Source organism: Niveispirillum lacus, assembly GCF_002251795.1.
GTDB lineage: Bacteria > Pseudomonadota > Alphaproteobacteria > Azospirillales > Azospirillaceae > Niveispirillum > Niveispirillum lacus.
The window spans coordinates 268,388-283,227 of sequence record NZ_NOXU01000030.1 but is presented as its reverse complement, the minus strand read 5'-3'; the positions used below and the strand labels follow the sequence as shown (position 1 = coordinate 283,227).

Genomic DNA, 14,840 nt, shown 5'->3' with positions numbered 1-14,840 from the left:
GCCTCAAAAAGCCCCGGCGGGATCATCCCGCCGGGGCTTTTTCATGTGCCCCATCTGCTCACGACCGGAAACTGAGCCAGACATTGAACCCGTCATGTAGTGCATCGAAAGCCAGGCTCTGGCCCCGGGCAACCGGGATCGGGCGGTCGGGGAGATAAAAACCGGGCTGCCAACCGCTGGCCGGGCTGTCGACGAAGGGGCTGTTTTCAAAACTGACCCCACCGCCGAAATCCAACCACACCCATTGAGCCAGGGCGACGCAGCGCCCATCAACCGCAGCCGGCAGGGTAAAGCGCACATGTTCGCTGCTGGGGATCGGCGGGCCGGTGAAATCAAAGCTGAACGGATCGACAGGCGCTGACAGGGAAACGGGCTGCACCAAGCGGGCATCGTAGCGCACGCCGCGGGGATAAAGCCGGTTGAAGGCTGACAGATCAAAACCGTTGGTCGGCCCCGTGAATACATGTCTTTCCAGTATCTCCCCGCCGGCCAGCGCACAGCGGACACCGCCCCGTGCGGGCAGGATACGCGCCTCCGGCACCAGCAGGCGGGCGCGTGCGTCGGCGACTGCCGGGATGATCCGTTCCGACAGAAAGTCGCTGGCGACAATTTCCGACAACAGCACATCGGCGCGGCGCGGCAACACATCGCCGACCTGCAACGCTGTTGACAGCGTATTGACCACCGTGATGCGGTCGGCCAAGCCATTGGCTGCAATTACGGCCCGGGCCGTTTCTGCGATCCAGGGCACCGCCTCGCAGGTTACCACTTGGGCCCCGGCACGGGCCGCCATCATGGCCAGAAGGCCGGAACCGGTGCCGATCTCCAGCACCAGATCACCAGGCTGCACCTGTGCCTTGATTGCGGCTTCATAAGCATCGTTACGCGGCGCGTCATTCACCATGGGGATATGCCACAATGGCAGCATCCGGGTCCGCAGCTTGGACTCCAGGAGTTGCGCCTCCACAAAGTCCGGTTTCAGGATCAGGGCAGCGGTGACCTGCTCCAGCGCGGCTTCCAATTTGTCCTGGTCGCGATAGGCTGCCGCAAGGTTGAAGCGACCGACGGGATCGTCAGGTTCCATGGCCACCGAGGCTTCAAAGGCCAGCGTCGCGTCGGCCATGCGCCCCAGTTTCTGCAGGCACAGGCCGATATTGAAGTTCACCCCGCGAAAGGCTGGATCGGCCTTGGCTGTCCGTTCAAAACTGGCCAGCGCCTGTCCCCATTTCTCCTGCGCCTTCAGCACGACGCCGAGATTCCAGGTCACGGCGGCCATGCCGGGCCGGGCCTTGTCAATCCGTCGATAAAGCGCCTCCGCTTCAGTCCAGTTCCCCTGATTCTGGTGGGAGACGGCCTGGGCGAAAGTACGGTTGATATCCATGGTGGTGGCTTCGATGGTGGACAGAAAGCAAGAGTGTGACCGGCAGGCATCAGCCGATCAATAGGTTACCCATGCAAACCATCTGGTATCCGCCGGGGCGTGCGCTATCTTGCGCGCCGTTCGCCGTTACCCGAAAGAAGACCCCTGCCCCATGCCCCTGTCCGATAAACACCCAACTGTCAAACGCCGCCGCAGCCAGTTGCTGAACCATTTTCTGGCATTTTTCGTCTTTGCCGTGATTGTCGTGCCGGTGAATTTTTTCACCACGCCCGACCATGTCTGGTTCTTCTGGCCCCTGGTCGGCTGGATGGGGCCGCTGGCTCTGCACACGGCCTATGCCATGGGTCTGTTCGATCGCAGAGATTAACAGCCCATCCTTGGACGGGAACCCCGCCGGCTGGGAGAAGCTGTCGACAAGCGTCGTTGGGGGCCCTGTCTTTCTGCCGCGCCGCAGGATGGCGGCACTGGCGATGGAAGCCTGTGCCGGCCCGCCCCCAGGGGCGTGGTTTATAATCCCCGCGCCATGGCGCGCCAGGCGATGTCGCGGCGGCAAAAGCCTTCCTTCCAGTCGATGCGGTCCACTGCCTCATAGGCCTTGGCACGGGCATCGGCCACGCGCGGGGCGATGGCTGTGACGCCCAGAACGCGGCCGCCATTGGCGAGGATGGCACCATCGGACCCTTCCTTGGTGCCGGCATGGAAAATCTCCACGCCCGCCACCTGCCCGGCCTGCGCCAGGTTGCCAATACGCGTGCCCTTCAGATAATCGCCGGGATAGCCCTCGGCGGCCATAACGACGCACAGCGCAGCCTCGTGATGCCATTCGGGGTTCTGCCCCGACACATCACCCTGGGCCGCCGCCAGCAGCAGCGGCACCAGATCGGATTTCAGGCGGCGCATCAGCACCTGACATTCCGGGTCGCCAAAGCGGACATTATACTCCAGCAGCTTCGGGATCGGCTGCCCATCCGGTCCCTTCACCACCATGATGCCCGCGAACAGCACGCCGATGAAGGGCTTGCCCTCTGCCGCCATGCCGCGCACGGTGGGCAGGATCATTTCTTCCATGATCTGTGCCTCGATGGCGGGCGTCAGGACGGGGGCCGGGCTGTAGGTGCCCATACCGCCGGTATTGGGGCCCTGGTCACCGTCATAAGCGCGCTTATGGTCCTGGGCGCCGGCCAGAGCCACGGCATTGGTGCCGTCGCAGATGGCGAAGAAGCTGGCCTCCTCCCCGTCCAGGAATTCCTCGATCACCAGTTCGGCCCCGGCATCGCCGAAACGGCGACCGACCATGGCCTCCTCGATGGCCGCATAGGCCTCGTCCACGCTCTGGCAGATGGTCACACCCTTGCCGGCAGCAAGACCATCGGTCTTCACCACGATGGGCGCCCCGTGACGGGCGACAAATTCCTTGGCGGCGCCGATATCGGTAAACCGGCCATAGGCGGCGGTGGGCACGCCGAACCGGGCCACGGCATCCTTCATGAAGCCCTTGGACCCCTCCAACGCCGCCGCCGCCTGCGACGGGCCGAAAGTGGGGATGCCGGCGGCGCGCAGCGCATCGGCCAGACCCAGGACCAAGGGTTCCTCCGGCCCGACCACAACAAAGTCGATACCCTCGGCGGTGGCAAAGGCGGTGATGCCGGCGACATCATTGGCCGACAGCGGCACCAATATGGCCACATCCTTGATCCCGGCATTGCCAGGGGCACAGTAAAGCGCGGCGCACAGGGGGGAACGCTTGATGGCCCAGCACAGCGCATGTTCACGACCACCGGAACCCACGACCAGAATCTTCATGGCTTTATCCCCCTGCTGCTGCCCCATGGCGGCGGTTGCTTAGCATGGGTTGGGGGATGGGTCATCCGGCGGTGTGGGATGGCGCCAATGCGTTCAGCCGCGTGCGGCGGCCAGCAGGCGCGCGAACCTGTTGGCGATGGTGCCCGGTTCATGCGCCAGGGTCGCCTCACCGACCACCATCTCCGTGAAGCAATGGTCGCGCACCGGCAGGGGAATAACGCGACCAAAGCACCATACCCCTTGCTCCCGCGCCATACGCGCCAGCGCCGCCGCCAGGGCCGGTGCCGCCACCGGCCAGACCAGCCGGAAGGAATTACACATCACCCGGTCGGCGGCCCACGGGGCATCGCGCGTTGCCAGCGCCTCGGCCAGGGCCACGGCATGGGCGTGGTAATCGGCCATATGCGGCAGGAAATGGCGCAACCCGTAAAGCCCGCCCAGCACAAAGGGAAAGGCCGTATAAAGATTGCCGCCCATGCGCGACCGCCAGGGCTGCAGGGTCTCCAGAAACGCCGCCTCGCCTGCGATCAACGCCCCGCCCGGCGCGCCCAACCCCTTGTACAGGCTGACATAGAGACTGTCGGCCAGGGCCGCAATCTCCGCCAGCGACCGCCCGTAAAAGGGCTGCGTCTCCCATAGCCGCGCCCCATCGAGATGAAAGGCGATCCCTTGCCCCCGACACCAGGTCGCGATGGCGACAAGTTCCTCCCAGGATGGCGTCCGGAAGCCGGCATTGCGCAGCGGCAGTTCCACCACGACCGCGGCCAGCGGTTCCTTCACCCCCTGAAGATCGGCCAGGGTAAAGGGTGCATCATCCGGCCCGATCCGGACCAGCCGAATGTCCGACAGCCGCTCCACTGCATCCGACTCGTCCGCCGCAATATGGCTTTTCGGATGCACCGCCACCAGCCGCCGGCCCGTGCGTTCCCGATGCGCGAACAGAACCGCCTGCTGCCCCACCACCGCCTTGTGGAAAAACAGGGTGGACGGTTTGCCGAGCAGTTCGGCCACCTGCCCTTGCAACAGATCGATGCCGGGACCGGCATTATACTCATCACCCGCCAGATCAATCTCCGGCATCGCCAGCATCCGCTCCATCCACAGACGCGGCGTAATCGGCCCATGCCCGTGCAGGAACGTGTCACAACGGGCGCGCAGCGCGCGGTCGAGGATGATCGAGGTCATGGTCTGTTATCCTGTGGGTCGATCCGGCGGCAGGATGCGCGGTCGACCCCGCGGTTTCAACGTTGCCGTCTGCGGCCAAACGCCCATATAGTATTGGCAAATGGCCAGGAGCGGATGATGCAGCCAGCAGCTCTGAAAGATATCATGGGCGATCGGGTTCCAGGCGGGCTTGATCTTGTCCGCCTGATCCGCGATGGGCTGCCCATTGACGCCATCGATCATGTCATGGATGGCGGTTGGTTGAGCGCGGTGGAACTGGATCGCATCGTCCTGCCCCGCCGCACCCTGTCAAACCGCCGCAAGACAGGCCGGTTGACGGCGGAACAGTCGGACAGGCTGGTGCGCGTGGTCCGGCTGCTGGCCCTGACGGCAGAGACATTTGGGGATCGGGAAAAGGCGGCACGCTGGCTGCGCCGTCCGACATCGGCCCTGGGCGGGGAGCCACCCTTGCACCTGCTGGACACAGATGAAGGAGCGCGGGCGGTGGAAAACCTGCTGGGCCGTATCGCCCACGGGATCGCGGCGTGACGCTGGGCTGGCGCATCTGCCGGGCACCCTTTGCCGATCTGTCGGGTGAAGGGGCACGGCTTCATGGCGGGCGTTGGAACCAGCCGGGCTTGCCCGTCGCCTATCTGGCAGAGACGGCAGCCTTGGCCGTGCTGGAGGTCCGGGTGCATCTGGACCTGTCGCCCGATCTACTGCCCGATGATTATGTGTTGAGCCGCGTGGCGCTGGACGGACTGGCCGTGGAGCGGGTCGATGACCTTCCGCCAGACACCGCCGCTTACGGCACCGACTGGCTGCGGTCGGTGCGCACGCCGGTGCTGTCGGTGCCGTCGCTGATCGTGCCGGAAAGCCGCAATCTGCTGCTGAACCCGGCCCATCCCGAAGCAAACGGCGCCCGCATCACCGGCAGCCGTGCGTTCAGCTTCGACCGTCGGCTATGGGCACCGTTCACGCCGTGATCAATGCACCGACCCCGCCGGCTTCTCGCCCTTACCGCTGACCCCGGCCTCGGCAAAGGTCGCCATGTTCAGGTGGCAGGCGAGCGCGGAGCGCAGGACCGGAATGGTGAGCGCCGCCCCCGATGCCTCGCCCAAGCGCATGTCGAATTCGAACAGCGGACGCTTGTTGATCGCGGTCAGCAGGCGGGTATGGCCCGGCTCGGCGCTGCGATGGGCGACAATGCAATGGTCCAGCGCCTTGGGATCGGCCTTGTACAGGACGGCGGCAGCGGCGGTGCAGGCAAACCCGTCCAGGACGACCGGCACGCGGGCCAGACGGCAGGCGATGATCGCCCCCATGATGGCCGACAATTCCTGCCCACCCAGGCAGCGCAGCGCCTCAAACGGATCGGTCAGGGCCGTGGGGTTGGCGGCCAGCCCAGCCTCGACCACCGCGATCTTGCGTTTGATGCCTTCGCTGTCCACGCCCGTACCGGGGCCAACCCAATCGGACGCCGGCCCCCCGAACAGGGCGGCACACAGGGCGGCGGCCGAGGTGGTGTTGCCGATGCCCATTTCGCCCAGGCACAGCAGGTGCAAGCCGGGTTCGATGGCCATCATGCCATAGGCGGCGGCGCGGGCGCAGACCTCCTCGCTCATCGCCGGACCTTGGGTGAAGTCGGATGTGGGGTGGTCCAGGTCCATCTCATGCACGCGCAGGTCAGCGTCATGCAGTTCGGCCAACTGGTTGATGGCGGCATGGCCATTGATAAAGGCCTGCACCATCTGCCCCGTCACAGCGGGCGGATAGGCGGACACGCCACGCTGCGCCACGCCATGGGCACCCGCGAAGATCACGATGCGCGGATGGGTCAGTTCCGGTGGGGCCTTGCCCTGCCAGGTGGCCAGCCATTGCACCAGTTCCTCCAAACGGCCCAGCGCTCCGGGCGGCTTCAGCAGGGTCTGCTCACGCTGCAAGGCTGCCGTACCCGCCTCCAGATCCGGTCCCGGCAGATCCGCCAACACACGGCGGATTTCCTCCAGGCTGGGCAAGCCGTCGTCATCGTGGGCGTGATGGGAATGGTCGTGATGGCCGGACATGACTTTTCCTAAAAAGGCACGGGGTTATGGTTACCGTCTGGCTCCGTTGACACAAGCCGGAACGGTGCTGGCGGTCGAGGCCACACTGGCCTATACCGATGTCATGAGCGATGCAACAAAGCAGCACAGGCCCCAACCGCTCGCGGAATTCATGGCGGCCACCATCTTCCTGACCCGCCTGCCCATCCCATGGAAAGGCGACTGGCCGGATGATCTGAACCGTCGTGCCCTCTCCTGGTTTCCCATCGTGGGCTGCTTGATCGGGGCGGCGGGGGGTCTGCTGTATGGGGCCCTGCATGCGGTTGGTCTGGCACCATTGCTGGCCGCCATTGTCACCGTGGCCGCCCTGACCTGGCTGACCGGCGCCCTGCATGAGGATGGGTTGGCTGATGTCGCCGATGGGTTCGGCGGCGGACGGGACAAGGACGCAAAACTGTCCATCATGAAGGACAGTCGTGTCGGCACCTATGGTTCCATGGCCCTGATCCTGGCCGTGCTGGCCCGTGTGGGCGTGCTGGCAACCCTGGCTGATCCGCGCACTGTTGCCCTGGCCCTGATTGGCGCGCATGCTTTCTCAAGGGGGCTGCTGCCGCTGGTGAAGCTGGCCCTGCCCGATGCGCGGCTGAAAGGTGTATCAGCGGACCAGGGACGGCCCGACAGTGCCCGCGCCCTGGTCGCCCTGCTGATCGGCTTCACCCTGGCTGCCACGGCCCTGAACAAGCTGCATCTGGCGTCCGGCATGATCAGCCTGTTGGTGATGGTCGTATCGGCTGCGGCTGTCTGGGGTGTTGCACGGCTGTCAAAAAAGCAGATCGGCGGCGTCACAGGAGATGTGCTGGGCGCTGGACAGCAGATGGCCGAAATCGGGTTCCTGCTGACCCTGGCTGCTGTTATTCCGGCTTCGATATGAGTGTCGGTTACGCTGTAACACGCTGGTGGTGGGTGCGGCATGCCCCCCTGTCCCTGCCAGCCGGAACCATTGCCGGGCGCCTGGATGCGGATGTCGATCTTTCCGATACTGGAATGATTGAGGGTGCCCGGTCCTGGCTGCCCGACAACGCGGTGTGGCTGACCACCCCGCTGGGGCGCAGTATCCGATCGGCGGCGGCCCTGCGGCCCGGACAGCCCACCGTCAGCGTGGCTGATCTGACCGAACAGGATTTTGGCGCCTGGCAGGGACGTACCCATGCGGAGATCTGGGACAGCGAACGCGAGGTTGCCGAGCGTTTCTGGCAGGACCCGGCCGGCAATGCCCCGCCGGGGGGCGAAAGTTTCGCCACCCTGTCGGACCGCGTGGGGATGGCAGTCAGGCGTGAAACCGCCACGTATCAGGGGCGGGACATCGTCATGGTCGGGCATGCCGGCCCCATCCGTGCGGCCCTGGCCCTGTGCCTGGGCCTGCCACCCGCCGGTGTGCTGTCAGTGGCGGTTGATCATTGGCATCTGTTCCGGATGGACCATCTGGCCCTGGGTGATGGCGATGGGCAATGGCGCCTTATCGGTGCCAATATTCCGCCATGTCGGGGCCGCTTGCGTTGAGTAAGCATTGCGGGCATTCAGAATGCTGTTCGCGAAATAAGGGAGCGAAGAAATGAAGCGTTTCGTGATGGCCCTGTTCGGCCTGACCCTGGCGGTGTCCGCCCTGGTGCGTCCGGCCCAGGCCCTGACGGAACCCGAATTGATGGTGGAACGGGCGCGGGTCACGGCGCTGACCCTGCTGACCGATCCGCAATATAAGGATCTCAAGACCCTGGTCGGCCGCGCCCGCGCCGTCCTGATTCTGCCCAATGTCATCCAGGCCGGGTTTTTTGTCGGCGGCGGCGGCGGCACCGGCGTGATGGTGGCGCGGGGCGATGATGGGGCGTGGAGCGGTCCTGCCTTCTACACTCTGGCCGAGGCCAGCTTTGGCCTGCAATTCGGCGGCCAGGCGTCGGAAATGATGATGGTGATCATGACCCAGAAGGGTCTGGATGCCGTCATTGACCGCAAGGTCAAGCTGGGGGCCGACGCCAATGTCGCCATCGGCGAATTGGGCACCGGCGTCGGCGCCTCCTATGGTGTGGGCCTGTCGGCGGACATTTATGTCTATGCCAAGACCAGCGGCCTGTTCGGCGGCATGGCGGTCGAAGGCTCGGTGATTGCCCCGCGCTCCGAGTTCAACGACAAATTCTATGGTCAGAAGACCGAGCCGCGCGCCATCCTGGTGGATCGGCATTTCTATCGGCCGGAAGCGCAGGCCCTGGCCAGCGCGCTGAGCGCGCCGTAAGCGCGGCGGGTCAGGGCGTGACGACCGCTGCGGTCATCACGCCACCGCCGCCCGCACCGGGGATGACCGGGCAGCAACCATGGCTTCGACATCATCGCGCCGCAGGAGCGGGTAACGGGTACGGATCAGGCGGGTCAATTCGGCCATGTCCCAGTCAGGCAACGCCTGCGGGTCAAAATGCAGGCTCAGGTACTCATCCGCTGGCAGAGCCCCTTCCACGGCCAGAAAGCGGATGCGGCGCACCTGTTCGGCGGCCGGCGTGGCATCGTCGTTCCTCAGCAGCGGCAGGCAGTGGCGCTCCAGGTCCAGCAGGGTTTCCCGCCGCCGATCAACCTGCCACTGACGCAGCAGGGACAGAATGGCGGCCAGCGGTGCCGTATCCATCAGACCCGCACATTGCCGGACCAGCAGGTCCAGCAGGTTGGCGGCCCGGATCAACCCGTCATCCAGGTCAAAAATCACCGGCACATGCCGTCGTGCCTCCAACTCCTGCCGCACCAGCGCGGCGATGGACGCACGGTCACCCAGGTTAAACCAAACCTGTTCCAGCCACGCCAATGTCCGTTCCAGCCGCACATCGCCACGCGGGGCACGGATCACCTGGCCGATCAGCACCTGATCATCCAGCAATTCATCCGCCGTCGGCACCTCATCCGGCAGGAAGCCAGCCAACACCGGGTCCAGATCATGGGTGAGATTGACCGCCAGCAGCAGCGTGGTGTGGCTGACAAAGGCCGAGGCCAGTTGCGACGCCGTCAGGATCGTGGTCATTGTGCATTCCCCAACCGCCCGACCTTCATATATTTTTAACATCATGGCGCTCTGCCGCCGTTGGCGCAACGGCTCATTGGTGCGGCCACCCTCGCCGGGCGGGGTAAATGGCGATATTGTGGTCAGCGAATGATGCAGAATTTCTGGGGGCGGGTATGCTGATCGAAATCTACTCGGACCTGATTTGTCCCTGGTGTTTCCTGGGCAAGGTCCGGCTGGATCGGGCGCTGGCTGAACGGCCGGGCGTTCGGGTCGATATCCGCTGGATGCCATTTCAACTGAACCCCGACCTGCCCGCCGACGGCATGGATCGTGACCTTTATTTCACAGCCAAGTTTGGCGGACCGGAGCGGGTGCGGCAGATGCATGCCGTGGTCGAACAGGCTGCCGCGCGGGAAGGTCTATTGCTGCGTCTGGACCTGATCCGCCGTATTCCCAGCACCCTGCAGGCCCATCGCATGATCCGCTTCGCCGAACGGTTCGGCAAGGCGACCGACATGGCCATGGCCCTGTTTGTCGCCTATTTCCAGCAGGGGAATGATATCGGCAATCTGACCACGCTGGTCACCATTGCCGCCGAACAGGGGTTGGACGCTGCGGAAGCGACCGATTACCTGAATGGGGAAGCCGATCGGGCGTCGATCCGGGGCAGTGATACACAGGCCCGGCAATTGGGCGTGCAGGCCGTCCCCTGCTATATCTTCGACCGACGTTATGCCCTGGCCGGCGCCCAGGAACATACGGCCTTTCTGCCCATGCTGGACCTGGCACGCGATGAACTGGTGGGCTGAGTGCGAGCGGCACGGCCTCGCAGCGCTGATGCATGCTGCCGCTGGCCGTTGCCGCCCGGTCTGGCATGGACCGGCCCCTAAAACGGCCGCGCAGGTGATGAAAGCGCAGCAAGCGGTACCGATCACGGGGATGTGATTTCGCGCTCACCCCGCCTTGTCTGCCGGCACCACAAAACTGTCCATCACCTTCTTGGTTCCGGCGACATCGAAGTTGATTTCCAACTTGTCATTCTCCACCGCCTTGACCACGCCATAACCGAATTTGGTGTGGAACACCCGGTCACCAGGATTAAAGGCACGGTCGGGGCGTTTGCGCGGCGTCACATCCACGGCCGTGCCTTCGATCAGCCGTCCGCCACTGCGCGCCGGGGCCTGCGCTGCCTTCTGGCTCATGCGGTTGAAGCGGTCGCCAAAACCGCCCCCACCCCAGCCACCACCGAACCCGCCGCCATAGGCACTGTCGCGCATGCTGCCGCCAAAGCCGGCCCCACCGATGCCAGGATTATTCTCGGTTTCGATATGGTCGGGCGGCAATTCCTCAACAAAGCGGGATGGAATGGCTGTCGCCCAGGTGCCATGGATACGGCGGTTGGCGGCGTGGCTGATATAAACACGCTTGCGCCCCCGCGTGATGCCGACATAGGCCAGCCGCCGCTCCTCCTCCAAGCCGGCAATGCCGTTTTCGTCCAGCGTACGCTGGCTGGGGAACACACCCTCCTCCCATCCCGGCAGGAAGACGACGTCAAATTCAAGACCCTTGGCACCATGCAGGGTCATCAGCGAGACCTGCTCCTCCCCAGCCCCTTGCGCATTCTCCATAACCAGCGAGACATGTTCGAGGAACCCGGTCAGGTTCTCAAACTCGCCCATGGCGTTGATCAGTTCCTTCAGATTATCCAGCCGGCCGGGCGCTTCGGGGCTCTTATCCTCCTGCCACATGCGGGTATAGCCGCTTTCATCCAGGATGGTCTGGGCCAGTTCCGTGTGCGGCACCCGGTCGATCAGGGCGCGCCAGCGGAAAAAATCCTGCGAGAGGCTGGAAATGGCGCTGCGCATCTTGGGCTTCAGCTCATCGGTCTGCGACAGCTTCCAGGCCGCCTCCGTCAACGGCACGCCCAGCGTGCGCGCGGCCACGTAGAGCTGCTGAATGGTCGTCGCGCCAATGCCGCGCTTGGGTGTGTTGATGATACGCTCAAACGCCAGATCATCCTCCGGGCTGACCAACACACGCAGATAGGCCAGCGCATCGCGGATTTCCTGGCGTTCATAGAAACGCGGGCCACCGATCACCCGGTAGGGCAGGCCCAGCGTGATGAACCGTTCCTCGAACTCGCGTGTCTGAAAGCCGGCACGGACCAGCACCGCCATCTGGCCCAGGCTGACGCGTTGGCGCTGCAACGCCTCCACCTCCTCCCCGACCCAGCGGGCCTCTTCTTCTGCATCCCACAGGCCGCGGACGCGGACCTTCTCCCCGCCCTCTGTCTCGGTCCAGAGCTGCTTGCCCAGGCGTCCTTGATTATGGGCAATAATGCCATGGGCCGCCCCCAGGATATGGGCGGTGGAGCGGTAATTCTGTTCCAGCCGGATGACCTGGGCGCCAGGAAAATCATGCTCAAACCGCAGGATGTTTCCCACCTCCGCCCCGCGCCAGCCATAGATCGACTGGTCATCATCGCCCACGCAGCAGATATTCTTGTGCGATTGGGCCAGCAGCCGCAGCCAGAGATACTGGGCCACGTTGGTGTCCTGATACTCGTCCACCAGAATATATTTGAACCGCCGCTGATACTCGATCAGCACATCATGATGCTGCTGGAACAGCGTGATATTGTGCAGCAGCAGATCGCCGAAATCGCAACAGTTCAAGGACAGCAACCGGTCCTGATACTGTCTATAGATCGACAGGATGCGGCCATTGGCGGCGTCGCCGGCATCTTCGGGCTTCAGCTTGTCCGGGGTCAGCGCCCGGTCCTTCCAGCGTTCGATAATGGACAGCAGCATGCGGGCGGGCCACTTCTTGCTGTCAATATTCTCAGCCTCCATCAACTGTTTCACCAGACGGATCTGGTCGTCGGTGTCCAGGATGGTGAAGCTGGGCTTCAACCCGATCAGTTCGGCATGGCGGCGCAGGATGCGCGCGGCCAGCGAATGGAACGTGCCCATCCACCAGCCTTCCGACTGGCTGCCCAGCAGATTATCGACGCGGTCGCGCATTTCCCGCGCCGCCTTGTTGGTGAAGGTCACCGTCAGCACGTTCCACGGGCTGATCCGCCGTGACAGCAACAGATGCGCCAGCCGCGTGGTCAGCACCCGCGTCTTGCCGGTGCCTGCACCCGCCAGAACAAGGACGGGCCCGTCCAGCGCTTCCACCGCCTGCCGCTGGACCGGGTTCAACCCGTCCAGATAGGGGCGGTGCGCGGGGGCGGGCGGGTATGCCGGGAACGGCTCGTCAATCAGATCGTCAATCATGGTGGGGAGAACATATACAGAATTCTCCGCCCTGACAAAGGGCGCGACCGCCCCTGTCGATCAATCCTGTACCCAACGCGACATGACTGGAAAGGGGGGCAGAGTGTTGTCGGCCCCCATCAGCGCGAACAGCCCGGCATATCCCGTCATACCGACCGTTGCGAGTGCCCGTAGCCCAAAATGGGAACCGCTTTCGATCCAGCGCTCCATTGGGTGCTGGCCCTCATACTCATGGTGCTTATAGGAACCGGGAAAGAACACACAGGCGGGCGGAACACCGATATGCAGCGCCGCCGCATAGGACCAGGCCTGAGCCATCAGTTCCCCTTGTTGAAGCGGGGCGGCCAGAATCGGATCGCTGGGAATACCCTCGCCCACTTCCTGGGCAATGACGCGGTGCGTATCGGCCTCCAAATCGCTGCCCAACTGCGCATGGAAACGACGCGGCATGATGGCGATATGCCCCGCCTCATGCAGAAGATCGCCGGACCCGACCAGCGTTTCCGGATCCACATGGATCACCCCGGCATGGATATTCACCCCCGGCAGAAAGCCGTTCTGCGCTCCGGGACCAAACTCGACCCCGATCCCAATATCACGCAGGAAGGTGACAATCGGCTCCAATGCTTCCGGGTGATACTTCAACTTCCCCTCCTGGTTTTACCGATGGGGGTGATGATCGCGCAAAACGCGCCAAAAAGGCAAGCGGCCCGGAACGCGCCGGGCCGCCGTCACAGGATTGCCGTCTCCTTCGTAAGCGCTTGGCAATGCCGCGATCTGACCTGCCGATCAGACCGGTTTCACCAGGGCATGACGCTTCTTGCCGGCCGACAGTTTGATGACGCCATCCTCGCCGACATGCGACGCGAACAGCTTGTAGGCCTCGTCCGACACGGCGCCGTCATTGACCTTCACGCCATTGCCCTTGATCAGGCGGCGCGCCTCGCCCTTGCTGGCCGACAACCCGGTCTGGACTAGCAGGTCGGCCAGATAGGCACCATCGGCCAGGGCACCCGCCGCCACCTCGATGGTCGGCAGACCTTCGGCCGCCGCCCCTTCTTCGAACGTGCGCCGCGCGGTTTCGGCGGCGGCATCCGCCGCCTCGCGTCCGCGCACCAGGGCGGTGACTTCGGTGGCCAGGATCTTCTTGGCCTCGTTGATCTCCGCGCCCTGCAACGCCTCCAGCCGCGCGATCTCCGCCAAAGGCAGGTCGGTGAACAGCTTCAGGAAGCGGCCGACATCGGCATCCTCCGTATTACGCCAGAACTGCCAGAAATCCAGATGCGACAGCCGGTCTTCATTCAACCACACCGCACCCGCCGCCGTCTTGCCCATCTTGGCGCCCGACGCGGTGGTCAGCAGGGGCGAGGTCAGCCCGAAAAGCTGCGTATTGGCGATACGGCGGCCCAGTTCCACGCCATTGACGATGTTGCCCCACTGATCCGAACCGCCGCATTGCAGCGTGCAGCCGAAACGGCGTTGCAGCTCCACGAAATCGTAGGCCTGCAGGATCATGTAGTTGAATTCCAGGAAGGTCAGCGGCTGTTCACGGTCCAGGCGCAGCTTGACACTGTCAAAGGTCAGCATGCGGTTGATGGTGAAATGCCGGCCGACATCGCGCAGGAACGGGATGTAGCGCAGTTCATCCAGCCAATCAGCATTATTGGCCAGCAGGGCATCGGTCGGCCCATCGCCAAACTGGATCAGCCGGTTAAACGGCTTCAGGATGCCCTGGATATTCTGGTCGATGACCTCATTGGTCAGCAGCGGGCGTGCTTCATCCTTGAAGGTCGGGTCACCGATCTTGGTAGTACCGCCCCCCATCAGGGCGATGGGGCGATGGCCCGCCTGCTGCAACCGCCGCAGGATCATGATCTGGATCAGCGAGCCGACATGCAGGCTGGTCGCGGTGGCGTCAAACCCGATATAACCGGTGACGATCCCGTCAGTCAGTTGCTTGTCCAGCGCCTCAAGGTCGGTGGCCTGATGATAATAGCCACGCTCCACCATCACGCGCAGGAATTCGGACTTGATGTTCGCGGGAACGGTGGTGGTGCTCATCTTCCATAGACCTTGATGTTCGAGAATGGCCCCAATGGCCATGGGCGTGGTAGCACATCTGCAAATCT

General features: G+C 64.0%; 15 protein-coding genes. 7 read left to right on the top strand and 8 right to left on the bottom strand.

Annotation, left to right across the window (positions count from 1 at the left end):
- Positions 1–58: 58 nt before the first annotated feature.
- Positions 59–1,381, bottom strand: a complete 1,323-nt coding sequence (locus CHU95_RS14270) for a tetratricopeptide repeat protein (RefSeq protein WP_094456993.1) — start codon at positions 1,379–1,381, stop codon at positions 59–61.
- 151 nt (positions 1,382–1,532) lie between these two features.
- Here CHU95_RS14270 and CHU95_RS14265 point away from each other — a divergent pair, with 151 nt between their 5' ends.
- A complete protein-coding gene (locus CHU95_RS14265) occupies positions 1,533–1,748 on the top strand; it encodes a 2TM domain-containing protein (protein WP_094456992.1) in 216 nt (71 codons plus the stop codon).
- A 140-nt stretch (positions 1,749–1,888) separates the two neighbouring features.
- Here the strand turns inward: CHU95_RS14265 and purD are convergent, their stop codons facing one another.
- Complete coding sequence (gene purD / locus CHU95_RS14260) at positions 1,889–3,184, bottom strand: phosphoribosylamine--glycine ligase (protein ID WP_094457257.1); 1,296 nt, start codon at positions 3,182–3,184, stop codon at positions 1,889–1,891.
- Between the two features lie 93 nt (positions 3,185–3,277).
- The gene (locus tag CHU95_RS14255; protein WP_094456991.1) at positions 3,278–4,369 is read right to left on the bottom strand and encodes a threonine aldolase family protein; all 1,092 of its coding nucleotides are present in this window, start codon (positions 4,367–4,369) and stop codon (positions 3,278–3,280) included.
- A 114-nt stretch (positions 4,370–4,483) separates the two neighbouring features.
- Between CHU95_RS14255 and parS the strand changes: the two genes are divergently transcribed.
- Positions 4,484–4,897, top strand: coding sequence for a type II RES/Xre toxin-antitoxin system antitoxin (gene parS, locus CHU95_RS14250; RefSeq protein WP_094456990.1), 414 nt, complete (start codon positions 4,484–4,486; stop codon positions 4,895–4,897).
- A complete protein-coding gene (locus CHU95_RS14245; RefSeq protein ID WP_245838253.1) occupies positions 4,894–5,334 on the top strand; it encodes an RES family NAD+ phosphorylase in 441 nt (146 codons plus the stop codon). Before parS ends, CHU95_RS14245 begins: the two co-directional genes overlap by 4 nt.
- Here the strand turns inward: CHU95_RS14245 and cobT are convergent, their stop codons facing one another.
- Complete coding sequence (cobT, locus tag CHU95_RS14240) at positions 5,335–6,414, bottom strand: nicotinate-nucleotide--dimethylbenzimidazole phosphoribosyltransferase (protein ID WP_094456989.1); 1,080 nt, start codon at positions 6,412–6,414, stop codon at positions 5,335–5,337.
- On the opposite strand from cobT, the gene cobS reads away from it, so the two are divergent.
- Genes cobS through CHU95_RS14225 form a run of 3 tightly spaced genes read left to right on the top strand, consistent with a single transcriptional unit; the run spans position 6,413 to position 8,680 of the window.
- Positions 6,413–7,324, top strand: a complete 912-nt coding sequence (gene cobS, locus CHU95_RS14235) for an adenosylcobinamide-GDP ribazoletransferase (RefSeq protein ID WP_094456988.1) — start codon at positions 6,413–6,415, stop codon at positions 7,322–7,324. The two genes, cobT and cobS, sit on opposite strands and share 2 nt — an antisense overlap.
- Positions 7,321–7,953, top strand: coding sequence for a histidine phosphatase family protein (locus CHU95_RS14230; RefSeq protein WP_094456987.1), 633 nt, complete (start codon positions 7,321–7,323; stop codon positions 7,951–7,953). The genes cobS and CHU95_RS14230 overlap by 4 nt, the downstream gene beginning before the upstream one ends.
- Positions 7,954–8,005: 52 nt before the next feature.
- A complete protein-coding gene (locus tag CHU95_RS14225) occupies positions 8,006–8,680 on the top strand; it encodes a lipid-binding SYLF domain-containing protein (RefSeq protein WP_094456986.1) in 675 nt (224 codons plus the stop codon).
- A gap of 36 nt (positions 8,681–8,716) precedes the next feature.
- On the opposite strand, the gene CHU95_RS14220 is transcribed toward CHU95_RS14225, so the two are convergent.
- The gene (locus CHU95_RS14220; RefSeq protein WP_094456985.1) at positions 8,717–9,451 is read right to left on the bottom strand and encodes a hypothetical protein; all 735 of its coding nucleotides are present in this window, start codon (positions 9,449–9,451) and stop codon (positions 8,717–8,719) included.
- 107 nt (positions 9,452–9,558) lie between these two features.
- On the opposite strand from CHU95_RS14220, the gene CHU95_RS14215 reads away from it, so the two are divergent.
- The gene (locus CHU95_RS14215; RefSeq protein WP_245838252.1) at positions 9,559–10,242 is read left to right on the top strand and encodes a DsbA family oxidoreductase; all 684 of its coding nucleotides are present in this window, start codon (positions 9,559–9,561) and stop codon (positions 10,240–10,242) included.
- A gap of 144 nt (positions 10,243–10,386) precedes the next feature.
- Here CHU95_RS14215 and CHU95_RS14210 read toward each other — a convergent pair whose 3' ends face one another.
- The 3 genes from CHU95_RS14210 to tyrS all read right to left on the bottom strand — a co-directional run bounded on the left by CHU95_RS14210 (position 10,387) and on the right by tyrS (position 14,772).
- Positions 10,387–12,711: an ATP-dependent helicase gene (locus CHU95_RS14210; protein WP_094456984.1), complete on the bottom strand. Its 2,325-nt coding sequence runs from the start codon at positions 12,709–12,711 to the stop codon at positions 10,387–10,389.
- Positions 12,712–12,771: 60 nt separating this feature from the next.
- Positions 12,772–13,356, bottom strand: coding sequence for a hypothetical protein (locus CHU95_RS14205; RefSeq protein ID WP_094456983.1), 585 nt, complete (start codon positions 13,354–13,356; stop codon positions 12,772–12,774).
- Between the two features lie 144 nt (positions 13,357–13,500).
- Positions 13,501–14,772 carry a tyrosine--tRNA ligase gene (gene tyrS / locus CHU95_RS14200; protein WP_094456982.1) on the bottom strand — a complete coding sequence of 424 codons (1,272 nt, stop codon included), beginning with the start codon at positions 14,770–14,772 and terminating at the stop codon, positions 13,501–13,503.
- Positions 14,773–14,840: the final 68 nt, after the last annotated feature.

What these genes read in the sequence shown, in the direction of transcription:
- parS (WP_094456990.1), top strand. Translation starts at nt 4,484, where the DNA reads ATGATGCAGCCAGCAGCTCTGAAAGATATCATGGGCGATCGGGTTCCA.
- purD (WP_094457257.1), bottom strand. Translation starts at nt 3,184, where the DNA reads ATGAAGATTCTGGTCGTGGGTTCCGGTGGTCGTGAACATGCGCTGTGC.
- CHU95_RS14210 (WP_094456984.1), bottom strand. Translation starts at nt 12,711, where the DNA reads ATGATTGACGATCTGATTGACGAGCCGTTCCCGGCATACCCGCCCGCC.
- CHU95_RS14270 (WP_094456993.1), bottom strand. Translation starts at nt 1,381, where the DNA reads ATGGATATCAACCGTACTTTCGCCCAGGCCGTCTCCCACCAGAATCAG.
- CHU95_RS14215 (WP_245838252.1), top strand. Translation starts at nt 9,559, where the DNA reads ATGGCGATATTGTGGTCAGCGAATGATGCAGAATTTCTGGGGGCGGGT.
- tyrS (WP_094456982.1), bottom strand. Translation starts at nt 14,772, where the DNA reads ATGAGCACCACCACCGTTCCCGCGAACATCAAGTCCGAATTCCTGCGC.
- CHU95_RS14225 (WP_094456986.1), top strand. Translation starts at nt 8,006, where the DNA reads ATGAAGCGTTTCGTGATGGCCCTGTTCGGCCTGACCCTGGCGGTGTCC.
- CHU95_RS14265 (WP_094456992.1), top strand. Translation starts at nt 1,533, where the DNA reads ATGCCCCTGTCCGATAAACACCCAACTGTCAAACGCCGCCGCAGCCAG.
- CHU95_RS14220 (WP_094456985.1), bottom strand. Translation starts at nt 9,451, where the DNA reads ATGACCACGATCCTGACGGCGTCGCAACTGGCCTCGGCCTTTGTCAGC.
- cobT (WP_094456989.1), bottom strand. Translation starts at nt 6,414, where the DNA reads ATGTCCGGCCATCACGACCATTCCCATCACGCCCACGATGACGACGGC.
- CHU95_RS14230 (WP_094456987.1), top strand. Translation starts at nt 7,321, where the DNA reads ATGAGTGTCGGTTACGCTGTAACACGCTGGTGGTGGGTGCGGCATGCC.
- cobS (WP_094456988.1), top strand. Translation starts at nt 6,413, where the DNA reads ATGACTTTTCCTAAAAAGGCACGGGGTTATGGTTACCGTCTGGCTCCG.
- CHU95_RS14255 (WP_094456991.1), bottom strand. Translation starts at nt 4,369, where the DNA reads ATGACCTCGATCATCCTCGACCGCGCGCTGCGCGCCCGTTGTGACACG.